The 15,869-nt window shown below is 66.4% G+C and carries 12 protein-coding genes and 1 pseudogene; 4 read left to right on the top strand and 9 right to left on the bottom strand.

Annotated features, from left to right (window positions below):
- The first annotated feature begins 112 nt into the window (after positions 1-112).
- Positions 113-2,155: an NAD(+) synthase gene (locus ACVBEQ_RS21510; RefSeq protein WP_447155448.1), complete on the top strand. Its 2,043-nt coding sequence runs from the start codon at positions 113-115 to the stop codon at positions 2,153-2,155.
- Positions 2,156-2,309: 154 nt separating this feature from the next.
- Here ACVBEQ_RS21510 and ACVBEQ_RS21505 read toward each other — a convergent pair whose 3' ends face one another.
- The 3 genes from ACVBEQ_RS21505 to ACVBEQ_RS21495 all read right to left on the bottom strand — a co-directional run bounded on the left by ACVBEQ_RS21505 (position 2,310) and on the right by ACVBEQ_RS21495 (position 4,727).
- Positions 2,310-3,062: an AraC family transcriptional regulator gene (locus ACVBEQ_RS21505; protein ID WP_447155447.1), complete on the bottom strand. Its 753-nt coding sequence runs from the start codon at positions 3,060-3,062 to the stop codon at positions 2,310-2,312.
- Positions 3,063-3,102: 40 nt separating this feature from the next.
- The gene (locus ACVBEQ_RS21500; protein ID WP_447155446.1) at positions 3,103-3,402 is read right to left on the bottom strand and encodes a putative quinol monooxygenase; all 300 of its coding nucleotides are present in this window, start codon (positions 3,400-3,402) and stop codon (positions 3,103-3,105) included.
- Between the two features lie 119 nt (positions 3,403-3,521).
- On the bottom strand, positions 3,522-4,727 hold the full coding sequence (locus ACVBEQ_RS21495; RefSeq protein ID WP_447155445.1) for an MFS transporter: 1,206 nt from the start codon (positions 4,725-4,727) through the stop codon (positions 3,522-3,524).
- Positions 4,728-4,783: 56 nt separating this feature from the next.
- Here ACVBEQ_RS21495 and ACVBEQ_RS21490 point away from each other — a divergent pair, with 56 nt between their 5' ends.
- Positions 4,784-5,173 carry a MerR family transcriptional regulator gene (locus tag ACVBEQ_RS21490; protein ID WP_447155444.1) on the top strand — a complete coding sequence of 130 codons (390 nt, stop codon included), beginning with the start codon at positions 4,784-4,786 and terminating at the stop codon, positions 5,171-5,173.
- Between the two features lie 81 nt (positions 5,174-5,254).
- On the opposite strand, the gene ACVBEQ_RS21485 is transcribed toward ACVBEQ_RS21490, so the two are convergent.
- Complete coding sequence (locus ACVBEQ_RS21485) at positions 5,255-6,058, bottom strand: SDR family NAD(P)-dependent oxidoreductase (protein WP_447155443.1); 804 nt, start codon at positions 6,056-6,058, stop codon at positions 5,255-5,257.
- A 453-nt stretch (positions 6,059-6,511) separates the two neighbouring features.
- Here ACVBEQ_RS21485 and ACVBEQ_RS21480 point away from each other — a divergent pair, with 453 nt between their 5' ends.
- Positions 6,512-8,584, top strand: a complete 2,073-nt coding sequence (locus ACVBEQ_RS21480; protein ID WP_447155442.1) for a fibronectin type III domain-containing protein — start codon at positions 6,512-6,514, stop codon at positions 8,582-8,584.
- A gap of 215 nt (positions 8,585-8,799) precedes the next feature.
- Positions 8,800-9,390: a hypothetical protein gene (locus tag ACVBEQ_RS21475; RefSeq protein ID WP_447155441.1), complete on the top strand. Its 591-nt coding sequence runs from the start codon at positions 8,800-8,802 to the stop codon at positions 9,388-9,390.
- 72 nt (positions 9,391-9,462) lie between these two features.
- Here ACVBEQ_RS21475 and ACVBEQ_RS21470 read toward each other — a convergent pair whose 3' ends face one another.
- From ACVBEQ_RS21470 to ACVBEQ_RS21450, 5 genes and pseudogenes are all read right to left on the bottom strand, one after another.
- Positions 9,463-10,245 carry a metallophosphoesterase gene (locus ACVBEQ_RS21470; RefSeq protein WP_447155519.1) on the bottom strand — a complete coding sequence of 261 codons (783 nt, stop codon included), beginning with the start codon at positions 10,243-10,245 and terminating at the stop codon, positions 9,463-9,465.
- Between the two features lie 168 nt (positions 10,246-10,413).
- Positions 10,414-10,839 (bottom strand): annotated as a pseudogene (locus tag ACVBEQ_RS21465) (CBM96 family carbohydrate-binding protein); the annotation flags it as partial.
- Positions 10,840-10,909: 70 nt separating this feature from the next.
- Entirely contained in the window at positions 10,910-11,416 is a 507-nt protein-coding gene (locus tag ACVBEQ_RS21460; protein ID WP_447155440.1) for a hypothetical protein, read from the bottom strand.
- 571 nt (positions 11,417-11,987) lie between these two features.
- Positions 11,988-12,803, bottom strand: a complete 816-nt coding sequence (locus tag ACVBEQ_RS21455; RefSeq protein WP_447155439.1) for a hypothetical protein — start codon at positions 12,801-12,803, stop codon at positions 11,988-11,990.
- A 46-nt stretch (positions 12,804-12,849) separates the two neighbouring features.
- Complete coding sequence (locus tag ACVBEQ_RS21450; protein ID WP_447155438.1) at positions 12,850-15,453, bottom strand: fibronectin type III domain-containing protein; 2,604 nt, start codon at positions 15,451-15,453, stop codon at positions 12,850-12,852.
- Positions 15,454-15,869: the final 416 nt, after the last annotated feature.

Here is a 15,869-nt window from a genome sequence, read left to right as displayed (position 1 = left end):
ACACCACGCTGCCACGCCGTCAACGGTTCAGCGGTGAAGCCGGGCTCGTCGGTGGGCCGCCGCAGGACGAGCCGGTTCACGCCACCGGCTCCGCGTCGGCGAGGATGGACCGATGACGTTCCAGTCGCTCTACGCGCACGGTTTCGCCCGCGTCGCCGCGTGCACCGCGGACGTCGTCATCGCCGACCCGGTCCGGAACGCGGACAGCATCGTCGAGGTCGCCACCCGCTGCTCGGACCGCGGCGTCGCCGTCGCGGTGTTCCCCGAACTCGCGCTGACCGGCTATTCCATCGAGGACCTGCTCGGCCAGGACGCGGTCCTGGACGCCGTGCACGCCGGCCTGCGGGCGATCATCGACGCGACCGCGGGGTTGCTTCCGGTGCTGATCGTCGGCGCCCCGCTGCGGCATCGGGCCCGGCTGTTCAACACCGCCGTGGTGATCCACCGCGGGCGGGTGCTCGGCGTCGTCCCCAAACTGCACCTGCCGAACTACCGCGAGTTCTACGAGCGCCGCCAGTTCGCGTCCGGGCGCGGGATCACCGGCCTGCAGATCACCGTCGCCGGTGCGTCGGCGCCGTTCGGTACCGACCTGCTGTTCGACGCGACCGACGTCGAGGGGCTGACCGTCGGTGTCGAGATCTGCGAGGACATGTTCGTCCCCGTCCCGCCGTCCAGTGGACTGGCGCTCGCCGGCGCGACCGTCCTGACGAACCTGTCGGGCAGCCCGATCACCATCGGCCGCGCGCACACCCGAAGTCTGTTGTGCCGCAGCCAGTCCATGCGCTGCCTGGCCGCCTACCTTTATGCCGCCGCCGGGCAGGGCGAGTCGACCACCGACCTGAGCTGGGATGGCCAGACCACCATCTTCGAGAACGGCGTGCTGCTCGGCCAGGGTGCGCGGTTCGCCGACGACCCGCAGGTCACCGTCGCCGATGTCGACCTTGACCTGCTCCGGCAGGAACGGGCCAGGCAGGGCACCTTCGAGGACAACAGCCGGGTGGTCGGCGGCTCGGACGGCTACCGCACCATCGGGTTCGCCCTGGACCCGCCCGACGGGGACCTGGGCCTGCTCCGGTCGATCGAGCGCTTCCCGTTCGTTCCCGCGGACCCGGACCGGCTGGCCCAGGACTGCTACGAGGCCTACAACATCCAGGTCGACGGACTGGTGCAGCGGCTCCGCGCGATCCACACCGACCGGGTGGTGATCGGCGTGTCCGGCGGGCTCGACTCCACCCACGCGCTGATCGTCGCGGCGCGGGCGATGGATCTGCTCGGGTTGCCGCGCAGCAACATCCTGGCGTTCACCATGCCTGGTTTCGCGACCGGGGACGCCACCAAGTCCAACGCCTGGGCGTTGATGCGGGCGCTGGACGTGACGGCCGCGGAACTCGACATCCGGCCCGCCGCCCGGCAGATGCTGGCCGATCTCGAGCACCCGTACTCGAGGGGCGAGGAGGTCTACGACGTCACCTTCGAGAACGTCCAGGCCGGTCTGCGCACGGACTACCTGTTCCGTCTCGCCAACCACCACCACGGCATCGTGCTGGGCACCGGTGACCTGTCGGAATTGGCGCTCGGCTGGAGCACGTACGGGGTAGGCGACCAGATGTCGCACTACAACGTCAACGGCGGGGTGCCGAAAACTCTTATCCAGCACCTGATCCGGTGGGTCAGCGGGCTCGACGACTTCTCCGACCAGGTGGACGACATCCTGCTCTCGATTCTGGGCACGGAAATCTCACCGGAATTGATCCCGGTCAAGGAGGGCGAGGTGCCGCAGAGCACGGAGAAGTCGATCGGCCCGTACGAGCTGCAGGACTTCAACCTGTTCTACACACTGCGGTACGGATTCCGTCCGTCGAAGATCGCATTCCTCGCGGTGCATGCCTGGGGTGACGTCGAGGCCGGCGGTTGGCCGGTCGGCTTCCCGCCGGAACGCCGGCGCGCCTACGACCTGCCCGCCATCCGGAGCTGGCTGATCGTCTTCGTGAAGCGGTTCTTCGGCTTCAGCCAGTTCAAGCGGTCGGCGATGCCCAACGGCCCCAAGGTGTCTGCCGGTGGTTCGCTGAGCCCGCGCGGGGACTGGCGGGCGCCGTCCGACGGCAACGCGGCGGTGTGGCTCGCGGAGATCGAGCGGAACGTCCCGGAACGCTGACCGGTCACCTCGGCGCTGTGTACGTCGGCGCTGTGTCCCGTCGGCGCTGTGTCCTGTCGGCGCTGTGTCCCGTCGGCGCTGGGTCCCGTCGGCGCTGGGTCCCGTCGGCGCTGGGTCCCGTCGGCGCTGGGTCCCGTCGGCGCTGTCGGCGTCGTCAGGAACGGAAGGTGGCGCGGTACTGCGTCGGGGTTCGACCGGTGAGCTCCCTGAAGGCGGCATTGAACGCGGACAGAGACGTGTACCCGACCGCATGGGCGACGGTCGTGACGGAGTCCTCACCCGCGGCCAGCTCCTCGACCGCGCGCAGCACCCGCATCCGGCGCAGGACAGCGCGCCAGGTCATGGCGCACTCGTCCTCGAATCGGCGGGCAAGCGACCGCGGTACCAACCCGACCTCGCGGGCGATGTCCTCGAACCGGATGTCCTGCGCGAGTCGTTCGCCGGTCAGTGCCAATGCGCGGCGCAGCTCCGCCGACCGACCGGCCGGGACCGTCACCGGACTGGGGTGTTCGGCGAGCCGCCAGGCGACGGCGGCCAACGCGACGAACATGCTCCGCGCGTAGGGAGGGAGGGGCTCGTCGGCATCGGGCCAGGACACACACTCCGTCAGCAGGGACCGGGCCAGCGGGCTGAGGTCAAAGACGGTGAGCGGTTGAGGAGGCTCCGCCACGAACTGCGAGTCGAACAGCACGGATGACGTCGTCACCGGCCGCGGGATGGAAACCTGAATCGGCTCACCGGCCGCGATCAGCGCAGCCCGGGCCGGCGGCAGCACCCAGGTACTGCCGTGTGCCTCGAGGCGGAGGGCACCGGAGGCGGCGCACAGCAGATAGTGCCGGTCGACACACAACTCGGTGGTCGGGGCTGCGGCGAACTCGCGCGCGAACGCATATGCCTCGCGTCTCACGGACCGCCTCGCACCCGCTCAGGGTAGACCGGGCGGTCGGTCAGACCGTTTCCAGCAGAGCGGCCCGGAACCGGCGGCTCACCGGCGGAGTGGTCAGCATGGGACGGAGAACCGTGCCCGATCGGGCGAACGCCGGCGAACTCAGGTATGCCTTGAACGACGGTTCGTCAGCCCACTCGTGGATGACCCCGACGGCCCCCGCGTCATCGCGATCGGCGTACACCCTGAAGTCGAGGTTGCCTGGCATGGAGCGGATCTCGTCGCGCTCACTGTCCAGCTGGGCGAGCGCCGCCGGTCGGTCCGCGGCGGTGGTGTGCAGGTCGAGCACGGCGATGAGCATCGGGATTCTCCTTCGTGGTCGGGGTCCGTCGGTCGGACCTGTTGAGCGTGCCCGCTCGACCCCCTTGCCGGCTCCCGTCGGTCGGACACGTTTGCGCTCCGGCCGGACGGGTTGCTTCGTCACCGCGATGGCGGTCGAACGTCTCTCGTTCCGCGCGCGCGGGTCACCCACCAGAGCCCCAGCGCCGCAACGGCAACCGCCGCCGAGGTCGGCAATGCGAGCGCGTCGTGGCCGGCCCGGGCGACGAGCAGGCTCGCTGCGGCCGCGCCGATCGCGATACCGCCGTTGAAGACAACGGGAATGAGGGCCGCGGCGAGATCGCGGTGGCTCCGCCCTGCCAGTCGCAGGATCACCGTTTGCGCCAGCGGAGGCAATCCGCCGGAGATGAGACCGAGCGCCAGGATCGCCACCAGGCCGACGACGGGGCGCCCGGCCCAGGCAAGACCCGCCAACCCCAGCGCAGTCGCGGCCGAACTGGCGACCAGCCAGCCGGCGGTACGGCTCGTCACCCGGCCGGCGAGTGCGACGCCAGCGGCGGAGGCGAGGCCGTACCCGAGCAGCAGCGTGCTCATCCCGCCGGGCACCAGGGCGGCGGCCGGCTCACCGGTGCGGGTGATGAAGGTGTAGGCGCCGTAGTAGCCCACCAGCAGCAGACCGACCAGGACGATGACCAGGAGTGCAGGGCGGAGTGGGTCCCGGACAGCCGTTGGGTCGGCAGTTCCGGGTTGGGACCGCGGCCGGCCCGGCACCAGGGCCCTCACCAACAACGCGATCGCCAGGGCGGCCACGGCCAACACGAGGAAGGCGACGCGCCAGCCGGCACCGTCGGCGATCAGTCGCGCGAGCGGCGTTCCGATCACCGTGCCCAGGGTCGCGCCACCCAGCACCACCGCGATCGCGCGACCGAGGAGGGCCTCGCTGACCAGGTCGGCGACGTGGGCGTTCGCGGTCGCCCACAGCAGCCCCACCGCCGCGCCGCCGAGCAGGCGCGCACCGACCACGAAGGGGTACGACGGCGCGAGGGCGGTCCCGGCCGACGAGACCGCGAGGGCGACGAGTCCGGCCACGAGAAGAGAGCGCCGGTCGATGTGCCTGGTCAGCCGGGTCAGCGGCAGGCTGGCCACGACGACGGTCACCGCCCAGATGGCGACAAGCTGGCCGGTGCGCGAAATCGGCACCCCGAGTCCGTCGCTCATCGGCAGAAGGATTGCGGTGGGCAACATCTCGGCGGTCACCATGATCAGCGTGGCCGCGCCGAGAGTGAGCAATGCGGGCCATGGAAGCTGGGCCTGGACAGTGCTGGAGGAACGGATGGTTGTTGCCATGTGGCTACGATAAAGTTTGACACTGATGTCAATGTCAAGCCTCGGAGGGACCTGTTGTGAAGATCGGCGAGTTGGCCGCGCAGACCCGGGTCGCGCCCCGGCTGATCCGCTATTACGAGCAGCAGGGGCTGTTGCGGGCTGACCGGACCCCCAACGGCTACCGCAGCTACACCCGGGAGCACGTGGACCGGATCAGCCGGGTGGCCGGGCTGGTGCAGGCCGGCATCCCGACCCGCCTGGTCAAGGTGCTGCTCGACGCCGAGGACGCAGCCGCGCGGAACGAGCCGACCTGCCCCCTTGATGTCGCCGAGCAACTGGCAGCCGAGCTCGGCCCGATCGAGGCGAGGATCGCCTGCCTCACCCGCAGCCGCGACACGATCAGGGATTTTCTGCAACGCACCCAACACGAGGTGCTCGAACGGCAGCTGGGTCACAACGCTTCTTGAGGCGGGCCGTCACCGCTTCTCGAGGTTGCCGTCACGGAGCCGACGGGTCGCGCACTCGGCGGTCGACCCTGGGCCATCGGGTCAGGAGATCTGCAGCCCACCATTGATGTCGTAGGTGGCGGCGGTGATGTAGCCGGCGTCCTCACCCATCAGGAACGCCATCAGTGCGGCCACTTCCGCGGGCGTGCCGACCCGGCCGACCATGGTGTCGGCGGAGAGCTGGGCCTTGCGCTCGTCGGTCAGCGTGCCGCCCATGATGTCGGTGTCGATCGGTCCGGGGGCGACCGCATTGACCGTCACCCCGGACCTGCCGACCTCCCGGGCGAGGGCGCGGGTGAAGCCGATGATCGCCGCCTTCGAGGCGCTGTAGGCGACCTTCGAGTAGGTGCCGCCGCCCCGCTGGGCGGAGATGGACGAGGCGCTGACGATCCGGCCGAGCCGCCGCTCGACCATGCCTGGCAGCAGCGCATGGGTGACGAGGTAGGTGCCGCGCATGTTCACCGCGAAGACCCGGTCCCACTCGGCGGGCGTAACGGCGGCGAATTCGGTCGGTGAACTGATCCCGGCGAGGTTGGCCAGTGCGACGACCGGCGGCAGGCTCGACTCGACGGCGCGGGCGGCGGTGTCGACGGACTGCTCGTCAGCGACGTCCACCGGGAAGCCCTGTGCCGTGACCCCGTACGTAGCAGCGATCTGCGCGGCGTTGCGCTCCGCGGCGTCACCGTCGATGTCCAGCAGCGCCAGCGCCCAGCCGTCCCGTGCGAGGCGCTCGGCCAGCGCCCGGCCGATGCCGCGCGCCGAGCCGGCCCCGGTGATGACGGCCGTGCGGGCCATCAGAAGCGGCCTCCCATCCGATGACGCCGCGGTCCCGGTGATCTGATTCATCGGTGCCCTCCGTCCGAAGTCCCCGGGCAAGAGCCCAATCGTCGATACAGCCGCCAGTGCTAGGACGTCAATCTGAATGTGTGAGTGCGCACGCGCGGATCACCGAAGAATTACACCAGTCGGACGAACAATTCGCTCAGCAAGGTGACGGATGCACGAACTGCACAAGGATCGGTGATAACTCACTGGCATACGGGTTTCAAGAGAGCTAATCCGCCGACGACGGTTTGCGGCCTGACACGCTACGTGTATGGGGCTGATCAACGACTAGTCTCTCCACGCAGGGGTTGGGGCCGGGGCCGATAGCACGAGAAGTAAATGCCGATCGACTACGGGGAGATTGCTGTGATACCCGACGCTGGAAGGAAGCAGCCGCAAGGCGTCCTGTCGCGCCGGCGTCTTCCCATTGTGCTGGCTCTGACGGGCGTTGCCGTCCTCATCGCAGGACTACTGGTGGCGTGGGCAAATTCCGCCTGCGGCGCGGTCGTGCGGGCAACGGCGACCGACGCCGGACTCCGCTTCACCCAGGTCACAGATACCAGCGCATTGCTCAGCTGGACCAAGCCGTCCACCGGCGGTTCTGTCGAGGGCTACCGGATCTATCGCGGCGCGGCCGACGTGGCCGACGATCGGCTCGCACTGATCGAGACGGTCGACCCCAGCACCGCCTACCGCGCCGTCCAATTGCGGAGCGGCCACCGCTACAAATTCGGAGTTGCTGCCATCGATGTCCACAACAACGAATTCCCCATCCGCGTCGGTGTCGTGACGACTGCGGTCAGCAAGGACCGAACCCCACCTGACCCGGTCCCTGATGGCAGCCTGGTCGTGAAGCCGTTTTCCCATAGCCGCATCGACATTGATTGGGGCCGATCGCCCTCGAGCGACCTCAGCTACTACGAGGTTTCGCGGGACGGCGTGCTGGTGGGCTCTGTCGAACGGCCTTTCGCAGACCGGTACTCGGACAACAACCTTTCCCCCTCCTCCACCCACAGCTACACCGTCACCGCCATCGACTCTGCCGGCAATCGTTCGGCCGCCACCGTCGCCAAGTCCGCGACTACCTTGGCCCCCGGCACATCAAGCGTGGTCCGCGGCCCCGTGGTGTCAGATGTCACCGGTGATTCCGCGGTGGTGTCGTGGTGGACCAACATTCCGACGACGGGCTCGGTGTCGGTGAATGGTGCTTCCTTCGAGGACGAGTCCGGTGCCGTTCAGCACCACCAGGTGACCCTTACCGGGCTTTCGGCCGGCAGGCAATATCCGTACACGGTCTCCGACGGTGCAAGTGGCTCATTCTGGACGGCTGCCGGACCGGGCGCAGTGTTCAGCTTTGCCGCGATAGGCGACTTCGGCACGGGAAGCCCCAGCCAGGAGAAGAACGCGGAAAATATCGCTGCCGCCGGCACCCAGTTCGTGCAGACGCTCGGCGACAACGTCTATCCGAGTGCCGGCCTCCCGGACGCCGACTTCACCACGTCGCTGTCCGACTTCGACAATCGATTCTACGACCCGATGGAGCCTGTGCTGAGAGGTCAGGCAATCTTCCCGGCGAACGGCAACAAGGAGTACTACGCCGACGGCGCCTTCTGGGAGCACATCCCCATGCCGGGGGAGAACCATAGCTGGTACAGCTTCACGTGGGGCGACGCGCACATCGTTGTCCTGGATACCGAATTGCCCTTCGGCCCGAAATCCAAGCAGTACGCATTTCTGGCTCGTGACCTTGCCGCACACCAGGCGGAGAAGTGGCGGATCGTCGTCTTCCAGCGGCCGCCGTACAGTTCGACCTCCGGTAACTCCAGTTCGCTGGCGGTGCAGCAGTATCTCGTGCCGCTGTTCCAGACATCGAACGTTGCATTGGTGCTCTCCGGGAACAGTCACAACTACGAACGCACGTTCCCCCTCATCAACGGTGCGCCCGTGAAGTCCGGCGGCATCACCTACGTCGTGTCCGGTGGTGGCGGGAACACCTTGACGGCTTTCACCGCGCCTCAGCCCGCGTGGACGGCCTTCCGCCAGGACACGGAGTTCGAGTTCGCCAAGGTCACCGTGTCACCGGAAAACATCCTCGTGGAGGGCGTCGCTGCGGACACCGCCGGGACCTTCGATTCTGCGACGATTGTGCATTCTCAGCCGGACCGCGTCGCACCGAGCGTGCCCGGCAACCCGGGAGACGATGGGACCACGGCCAGCACGACCACTCTGACCTGGGCTCCCAGCACCGACAACGTCGCGGTCGCCGGCTATCAGGTCTTCCGCGACTCGACCGACACCCCTATCGCGACGACGTCGACTGCAACCTTCACCGACACCGGCCTGACTCCCGCAACGACCTATGCCTACTACGTGCAGGCTCTCGACCTGTCCGGCAACAAGTCCCCACGGAGCGCCACCATCAACGTGACCACTGCGGCGTCGGGCGCGGCCACTTCGTCCGCCACTTCCAGCGCGCCGAACGCCGCGGCAAGGTCTGACTCCAGCGACTGCGCCCGCGCGGCAAGCTCGACAGGTACCTCACTGTAGGGACAGTCCCGAGCGTCGCCCCGCACATCTCGACAGCCCGGGCGCCACGCTTCCATGGTCGTTGCCACCCGAGCTTGCGGCCCTGGTGGCGACCGGAAGGATGTCCCCCGAAGAAGCGCCTCCTGGCGCCCCAGCGACCGAGATCACCCCGATGGCCTCTCCAATGTTCACGCGCTTCCCAACTGCTGTCCATCTTCGCCGCCTACCCTGGCGGCATGGGCCTCAGCAGAGACGGCGTGGGAATTGGTCGCGGACAGTCGACCGAACACTTCCAGGTGTACGCGATCCGCGAGCGCGGTTCCGGGACAATCGTCTTCGTCGGGACCCGGATCCGCCCGGCCGACGACTCCGACGGCCCCGAGATCGACGCCGTCACGGCTCTGTTAAACGCACCCGAACGGTCCGATGACCTAGAACTTCTCGTACTGGCCGACCACGTCGAAGATCGTACGGAGAGTGTCCGCATCGAGAACGCCGTTGTGCGCGCCTATGAGGCCGCTCGGCTCACGCCCGCTCGTTCCCCGGCGGTGCATCGGGTGCACTCAGCGGCGAACGGATCCTCCCGCGGGAGGAACGGTGCCGATGACGCTGCCGCCGGTGCGCGCCCGGACCGGAGTTCGGATTTCCTGGACATCGGTCACCGTCAGCGGCTGGAGGAGCTCATCCTTCGTCAAGACCGGGAGATCGCGGAGCTCAACGAGGCGCTCAACCGCGTGCGGGCGCTGCGCGACCTCGAGCAGTGGGCCGACGGGCCCGGCCACGTGCGCGTCGCCGACCTCGACCGGGCGCTGGGCTCGACCAGCTGACGGTCCGAATCCGCTTCAGCCCCTGCGTCGTTTCCGGTCAGTCGCACCAGTCCGCTCGGTGGCCCAGTCCGATCAGTGGCACGAGCCAGAGCCCGAGTCGGTGAACGGCGTCGTCGGATCGGGAACGTAGCTGTAGCCGTAACCCGTCGCGGTCAGCGAAAGCTTCATCACCCCGAAGATGTGGTTCTTCCGCACGAGGCTGTTCGCCGCCACAGTGCCGAAGCCCTGAGAGTCACGACCACCGGTGCCGACGATGATTTCTCTGATGCCTGCAGGATCCGACTGTCCCGCCGCGTTCTGCGGCGCGAAACTCTCGTAACTGTGCGCGTGCCCGGTGAGCAAGAGGTCAACTTTGTTCGCACTCATAACATCAACCAGCGGTTGGATGTCCGGGCTCGCGAAGCTGTTGGACGACCAACGGGGCCGGTGACTCAGCACTGCGGTGCACAGTGCCGGATTGCCAGCCAGGTCGCTGGCCAACCACCTGTACTGCGGCGAATCCTTTGCACAACCGATGCCGGCATTGATCCGGGTGCACTCGGAATTGATGACGACCACGTGCCACTTGGACGTACCGACAGGCACATCGAAGCTGTAATACCCAAGACAGTTCTTCGTGCAGCCGGGTTCGAGCGGGGTGGCGGCAGATCCGAAGTACCCGAAATACCCTCCGGCGCCGCTTGTTCCGTACTCGTGATTCCCGACGACCGGCCGGGTGATGGCCTTGAATCTCCCCCAGCTGTTCTGATAGCTGATATTGAAGTCGACTGTGCTCCCGCTGTTGTACTGGAGATCACCCAGGGCGAAAACCTGTTGCGGATTGATCCCCAGCACGAGATCAGATGTCGTCTTCATACGACAGGCCGTCGCTGTCCCGGCACCGCCGTTGTAGTAGGTCTCCGTGGTGCCGCAGGCAACGTCGCCTCCGACGGCGAGGGTGACCGACCCAACCGGTGCGGTCGCAGTTTCCAGGACCAGTTCCGGCTTGTTCGTCGACGCTTCCCGACTCGGCAGGCTCTTCGACGTGGTGCTGGTGGTGTCCAGCGCGAACGAGACAATCCCGTTGGCCTTCACCAATGAGGTGACGTCGTACGAAAGCCAGACGTCGGTTCCCCAGGGGGTGGGCGGGCTGATCGGCGTCCCACCGGGCGCCGGCTTGTTGCTGTAATTGATACCGGTTTCGCTCCATGACGTGTCGGCGACCGGCCGCAGTGTGATGGCAGTCGTTGTGGACAACGACTTGAACACGCGCAGTGTCGCCCTTCCCGGCGCTGCGGCCAGTCCCTGAACGTTGAACTTCAGGTAGGACGTCGTCACGGGGGACCCGTCCACCTTCACGGACGTCGCCGTCCCGAAATTCGACGTTGGCAGGTCCGACTGCACATAACTGTCGGCGACCGGATGCAGTGTGATCGTGCTGGCCGCGGCCGGCGTGGCGCCGACGACCATGAGCCCAGCGCCAATCAAAACTGCGGTCACAACCACAAAGACTCGATCGCGCACGGTGTCCCCCACTTCGTCATTCACCCTCGAGCGTTTCGTCGAACGGTTCGGTCGCCGCGGTCCTTTCGGCCAACCCCTCGGCGATGAGCCGCTTCCCTCCGCCTGCGTCGCCGGTAACACAGGCAGCCGCGCCCTGTTCGATCTTGGCCAGACCCGCCCGGGCCAGGACGTCCACCTGAGCGTTGGGGGCCTTGGCCTGGCCCGACATCGTCTTGGCGGCCGCCAGAACTCGTGCGCACGCCGCTGCAGCCGGCAATCCCGGCGCCTGTACTACAGGGACCAGCGCGTTGTTGAGGTCGATGAGCTTTTTTTCCCGGACCTTCAACCACGCTTGCACCGGCGGTTGGATACCTGGGGGTACAGGATTGACGGCCACTGGGCTGGCGCCGGCTTGAGCGGCAGACCCATGGTCGTCGCGGCCCGCGCCAGTCGAGATGATCATCAACAACGCAGCTACCCCCACAATGAGCACAATGCTCCAACGGTGACGTGGTCGACGTCGCGAACTGACGGGATGAACCATGGCTACTCCAGTCCCTATCACCGCACGGTGGATGAATCCGCACGAAGTGGGGGTTTCGCGGCTCATGAATCTCCGCGATTCTCTATTCCCCCGGGTTCAACAATTTCGACGTTTCATGCACGCACTGCGCGTGGCAAACGAATCCCCTGCCGCTGACTGACACCCCTGATACCACAAAAGGTTTGCGCCCAGAGCGGTCCGGGGACTTCCTGCGGGCGGGTTCCGCACTCGCCGTGCGGGAACCTACCGACTCGCCGCGATACAACGATGGCCTAAACATCCGGCCGCGTCCACAGAGAAGATCAATTGTCTTCTCCGTACCCGCGGACCACGGTCGAAGCGACAATCGACTCGCAGGGCCAAACGTATTACTGCCATACCTCCGTCATGGCTGGGCTCCGCGCGCAGATGGCACGCACCTCTGAGATCTCGGGCTCTGAGCCCTCCCGAGCGATTTCATGAGGCAAACGGGTGGCGGAGTCCTGGGACTCCTGCGCACGGGGGTCGAGCACCTCCTCGACTCCTCGTGCAGGTACATCCAGCGCGTGGCCCCAGCAAGCAAACTCAGGGGTCACAGAGCCAGACCTCGGCATGGAACGACGTCACGAATCGCAGCTCTTGTCGTGCTGTTCACACTGAGATCCCTGACGGTATTGGTCAAGTCGATAGCGTGCTGGGTGTCAGACTGCAGGCTCCTGGTGGCGTCGGCCTGTGCGAGTGTGTCTTCCGGGTTCGCGGCGGCCAGCTTCGCCGCTGATGCAGTGAACCTTTGACCGTATTGCCGAAATGCCTTCGTGATGGTCGAGTTGAGTTGATCGCCACCCGGGACGGCGGGGGGCTTGAGCCCTGCCATTGTCGACGTTGACGTGTCGAAAAGGTCCGCCAGCGTGGTGAGAGAGCCGATGAGTGCTGATTGCATGGAAGCCGCGTCGCCGACGTTGACCTCCGCGGCGTTGTTGCGGACCGCGTCGACATTGGCCATCGTCGAACAGAACGTGGTGAACCATCGAACGCTGCCCGGATCGAGCACGTTGATCTGGCTATCCGAAGGCGTGGGGACAGTCTGCATCGAGGTGGGCCGCTGCGGCGTGACGGCCGCTGAAGGTGACGCAGGCGCGACCGGCTGAAGCGTCTCCGGGCGGGGACTTTCCGACGTCTGCGCTTCGCTGGTCGGGCCGCCGGCAGCGCTGCTGTCGGCGGTCGGCACGACCGAGGGCGCATCAAGGGGGGTACTGCCGTCTGAGGAGGTCCTGCGGTCCTCATGGGCGGTGGTGTAGTGCGGCGATGTGGCCGACTGGGAGCCGGTCGAGTCGGCGGCGTCGGAAGTGCACCCGCTGACTGCGAGGCAAATAGCCATGAGAATGGCGAACAGGGCATGGCGTTTCATGGTGGTCCCTCGGTTCCGGGAGTTTGGTCCGAGTCCCGTGGCAGAACTAACCGCAGGCCAGCTGGAGTCGAGGGCCGCTGGTGGTGCTGCCCTCCTTCGAGAAGTAACCGGCACCGTCGGCGCTGGCGGACGAGCCTCGAATCGTGACGGTTCCCCCCGCGGTCGGCACCAGGGTGCTGACGTTGATCGGGTAGGTGACGCCGGCCGCCACGGCCCCCAGCGATACCGGTGGAATGGCAGTGTCTTTCGCAGGCGCCGTTGCCCATGTCACGCTGCTCTCGACCCAAGCGGCGTTCACGTCGTTGGGAGAAGTGGCGTAAAGGTCACCACCCCGACTGGAGGGGTCGTTGCTCCCACTGCCGACTGTCAGCAGCAGCGTGGCAGACGTCGGTGTGCACGAGGTCGGGACTACAAACTTCACCAGGAGATCATTGGTCGGAGCACTGCCGTCGACCTTGATCCGACTGGTCGTGTTGCTGTTGGTGGTGACGGGGTCGATGGTGGCGTCGTTGGTCGGCGCCAGGGTGATGACGTTGCCCCCCGCCGCGGTGGTCGCGGTGGCCGTGTTGCTCGCCGGTGACTTGTTCCCGGCTGCGTCCACGGCCTTCACCGTGTAGCTGTAGCTGGTGCTCGGGGTCAGCCCGGTGTCGGTATAGGTGGCGCCGGTCACCGTCTTGACTGGTGTCGCGCCACTGTTGCGGTACACCTCATATCCAGTGACGCCGACATTGTCCGTGGCCGCCGTCCACGTCAAAGGCACGCTGGAAGAGCCGGGTTGACCAACCGTCAAACCGGACGGAGCCGTCGGAGCGGTGATATCCGCTGCTGCCGTGGTGGTTGCGGTCGCGGTATTGCTCGCCAGTGAGTTGTTCCCGGCTGCGTCCACGGCCTTCACCGTGTAGCTGTAGCTGGTGCTCGGGGTCAGCCCGGTGTCGGTATAGGCGGTGCCGGTGACCGTCTTGATCAACGCACCGGCCCGGTACACCTCATACCCGGTGACGCCGACATTGTCAGTTGCAGCGGTCCACGACAGTGGCACGCTGGTCGACCCGGGTTGCCCGGCGGTCAGTCCGGTGGGAGCCGTCGGCGCGGTGGTGTCGACTGTCGGTTGCCCGAGTGTCACGGAGTCGAATACCGAGTTGGTATCCGCCCGGATGCCGTTGACCACGAGTGCCGTGGGGGAAACGGTCACCTTGACGAACTCGCCGTAACTGGACTCACGGAAAGCGCTGTATGCCGGCGCCGCCAACTGAAAAACGTTGAACCCGTTGCCACCGGCGCCTGACACCACGTAGGTGATGCCCCCACTGGTGACCGGGTTCCCATCGATGAGCGGGAAGGTGCGTTCGTAATTATGACTGTTGCCCGAAAGAACCAGGTCGACATGCTGATTCTGAAATAGCGGGACGAGATACTGCCGCACCGGCACTGAGCTGGAGTTGGTGGTTGTGGAACTGTACGGAGGACGTTGTATGGCCACGATTCGCCAGGCACTGCCCTGGTGCGCTGCCAGGTCCGTCTGCGCAAAGGTGTATTGGGCAGAGCCAGAGGTGAACGGTTGCTCGCTGTCCAGGACCAGGATGTGCGCATCACCCCAGTCGTAGCTGTACCAGCTGTGGTTGCTGCCCGGCATGGGAAAGTTGGACCAAAACGCCCCGTCGCCGTAATACTCTTTGTTGCCATTGGCGGGAAAAAAGGCCTGTGATTTCACTACAGGATTGAATTGCTTGAAGAAGCGTCCATCGAAATCGGAATATATCGTGCTGAAGTTGGGGTCGGGCAACCCGGCGGAGGGGTAAATATTGTCTCCCAACGTCTGGATGAACTGCGTTCCGGCCGTGCCGATGTTGACTGCGTTCTGCGTTTCCGCACCACTGCCGCCGCCGAAATCACCGATCGCGGCGAAACTGAACGTCTGCCCAGGGGGCGCGGCGGTCCGAAGTGAACCGGTGGCGGTCGCGCTGCCGCTGGTCACCGTGTAGGGGTAGCTCGTGCCTGGCGAAAGGCCGGACACGGTCACCAGGTGGTGTTGTACAGCGCCCTGGGGGTCGCTCAGCGTCCTCCCGTCGATCGACACCGACCCGGCCGTGGGGATGTTGCTCCACCATGAGATCACCCCCGAAGACCCGGTCACGTTCGACAGGTACGGGCCGCGCGGGACCTTGACGACTCCGGAGGCGGTCGTACTGGCCGACTTGGCGGTCGTTGCTGACGAGCGGTTGCCGGCGGAGTCAACGGCGGCAATGGTGTAACTGTGGGCGGATGCGGGGGTGAGGCCGTTGTCGGAGAACCGCGGCGAGTTCGGTCGCTCGACAGTGCCTACGAGAACACCGTCCCGGATCACCTGGTAGTAGGCGACGTCCGAAGACGAGGACGCACCCCACACCACATCGATCCGAGTGGACGAGAAGGCGGTCGCGACCACGCTGGTGGATGAGGGGGCGGCGGGTGGGGCGGTGTCCGTAGCGGGGCCGGTGGTCAACGTCACAGTCTGCATCGCCGACTTGAGGTTGGCCGCGTCAATCGCCACTACGCCGAACTTGTAGGCGTAGCCGCTCCGCAGATTGGTGGCGGTGTAAGAGGTGATGGCGTCCGTCGTGGCCACGAGTGCCAGCGCGTTGTCGGCATCTCCTGCCGACCCGCGATACACCCGATATCCCTCTATGCCGACATTGTCCGTGGAGCGACCCCAGTTCAGTGCCGCAGTTGCCGCAGTGACACTGGATACGGTGATCGGCCCGGTCTGTGTCGGCGGAGATGTGTCCGCCGCGGTCGCCGGCGTCGCGGTCATTCCCAGCAGACAGACGCAGACGGCTGTCACACACAGAATGCGCCGGATGACACTGCGTTCCTGTGTCCTGGTGTTCGCCGGGCGCCGCAACGCCTGCTCGACTCGGTTCATAGGTCCCCTCGGGAAGTCGGATGCCATTGCTGACGACCGGCCCGCGAAGGGTCCGACTTGCTCAGCGGTGACGCGATGGTTCTGTGACCTCAAAAATCGTGCTCACTGCATGCGATTCCTTGTCTCCTGCGCAACACTGGGCAGCCCGTGCACCACGACGAGTG

It is taken from the genome of Nakamurella sp. GG22 (assembly GCF_052976845.2).
This window is presented reverse-complemented; position numbering and strand designations above follow the sequence as displayed.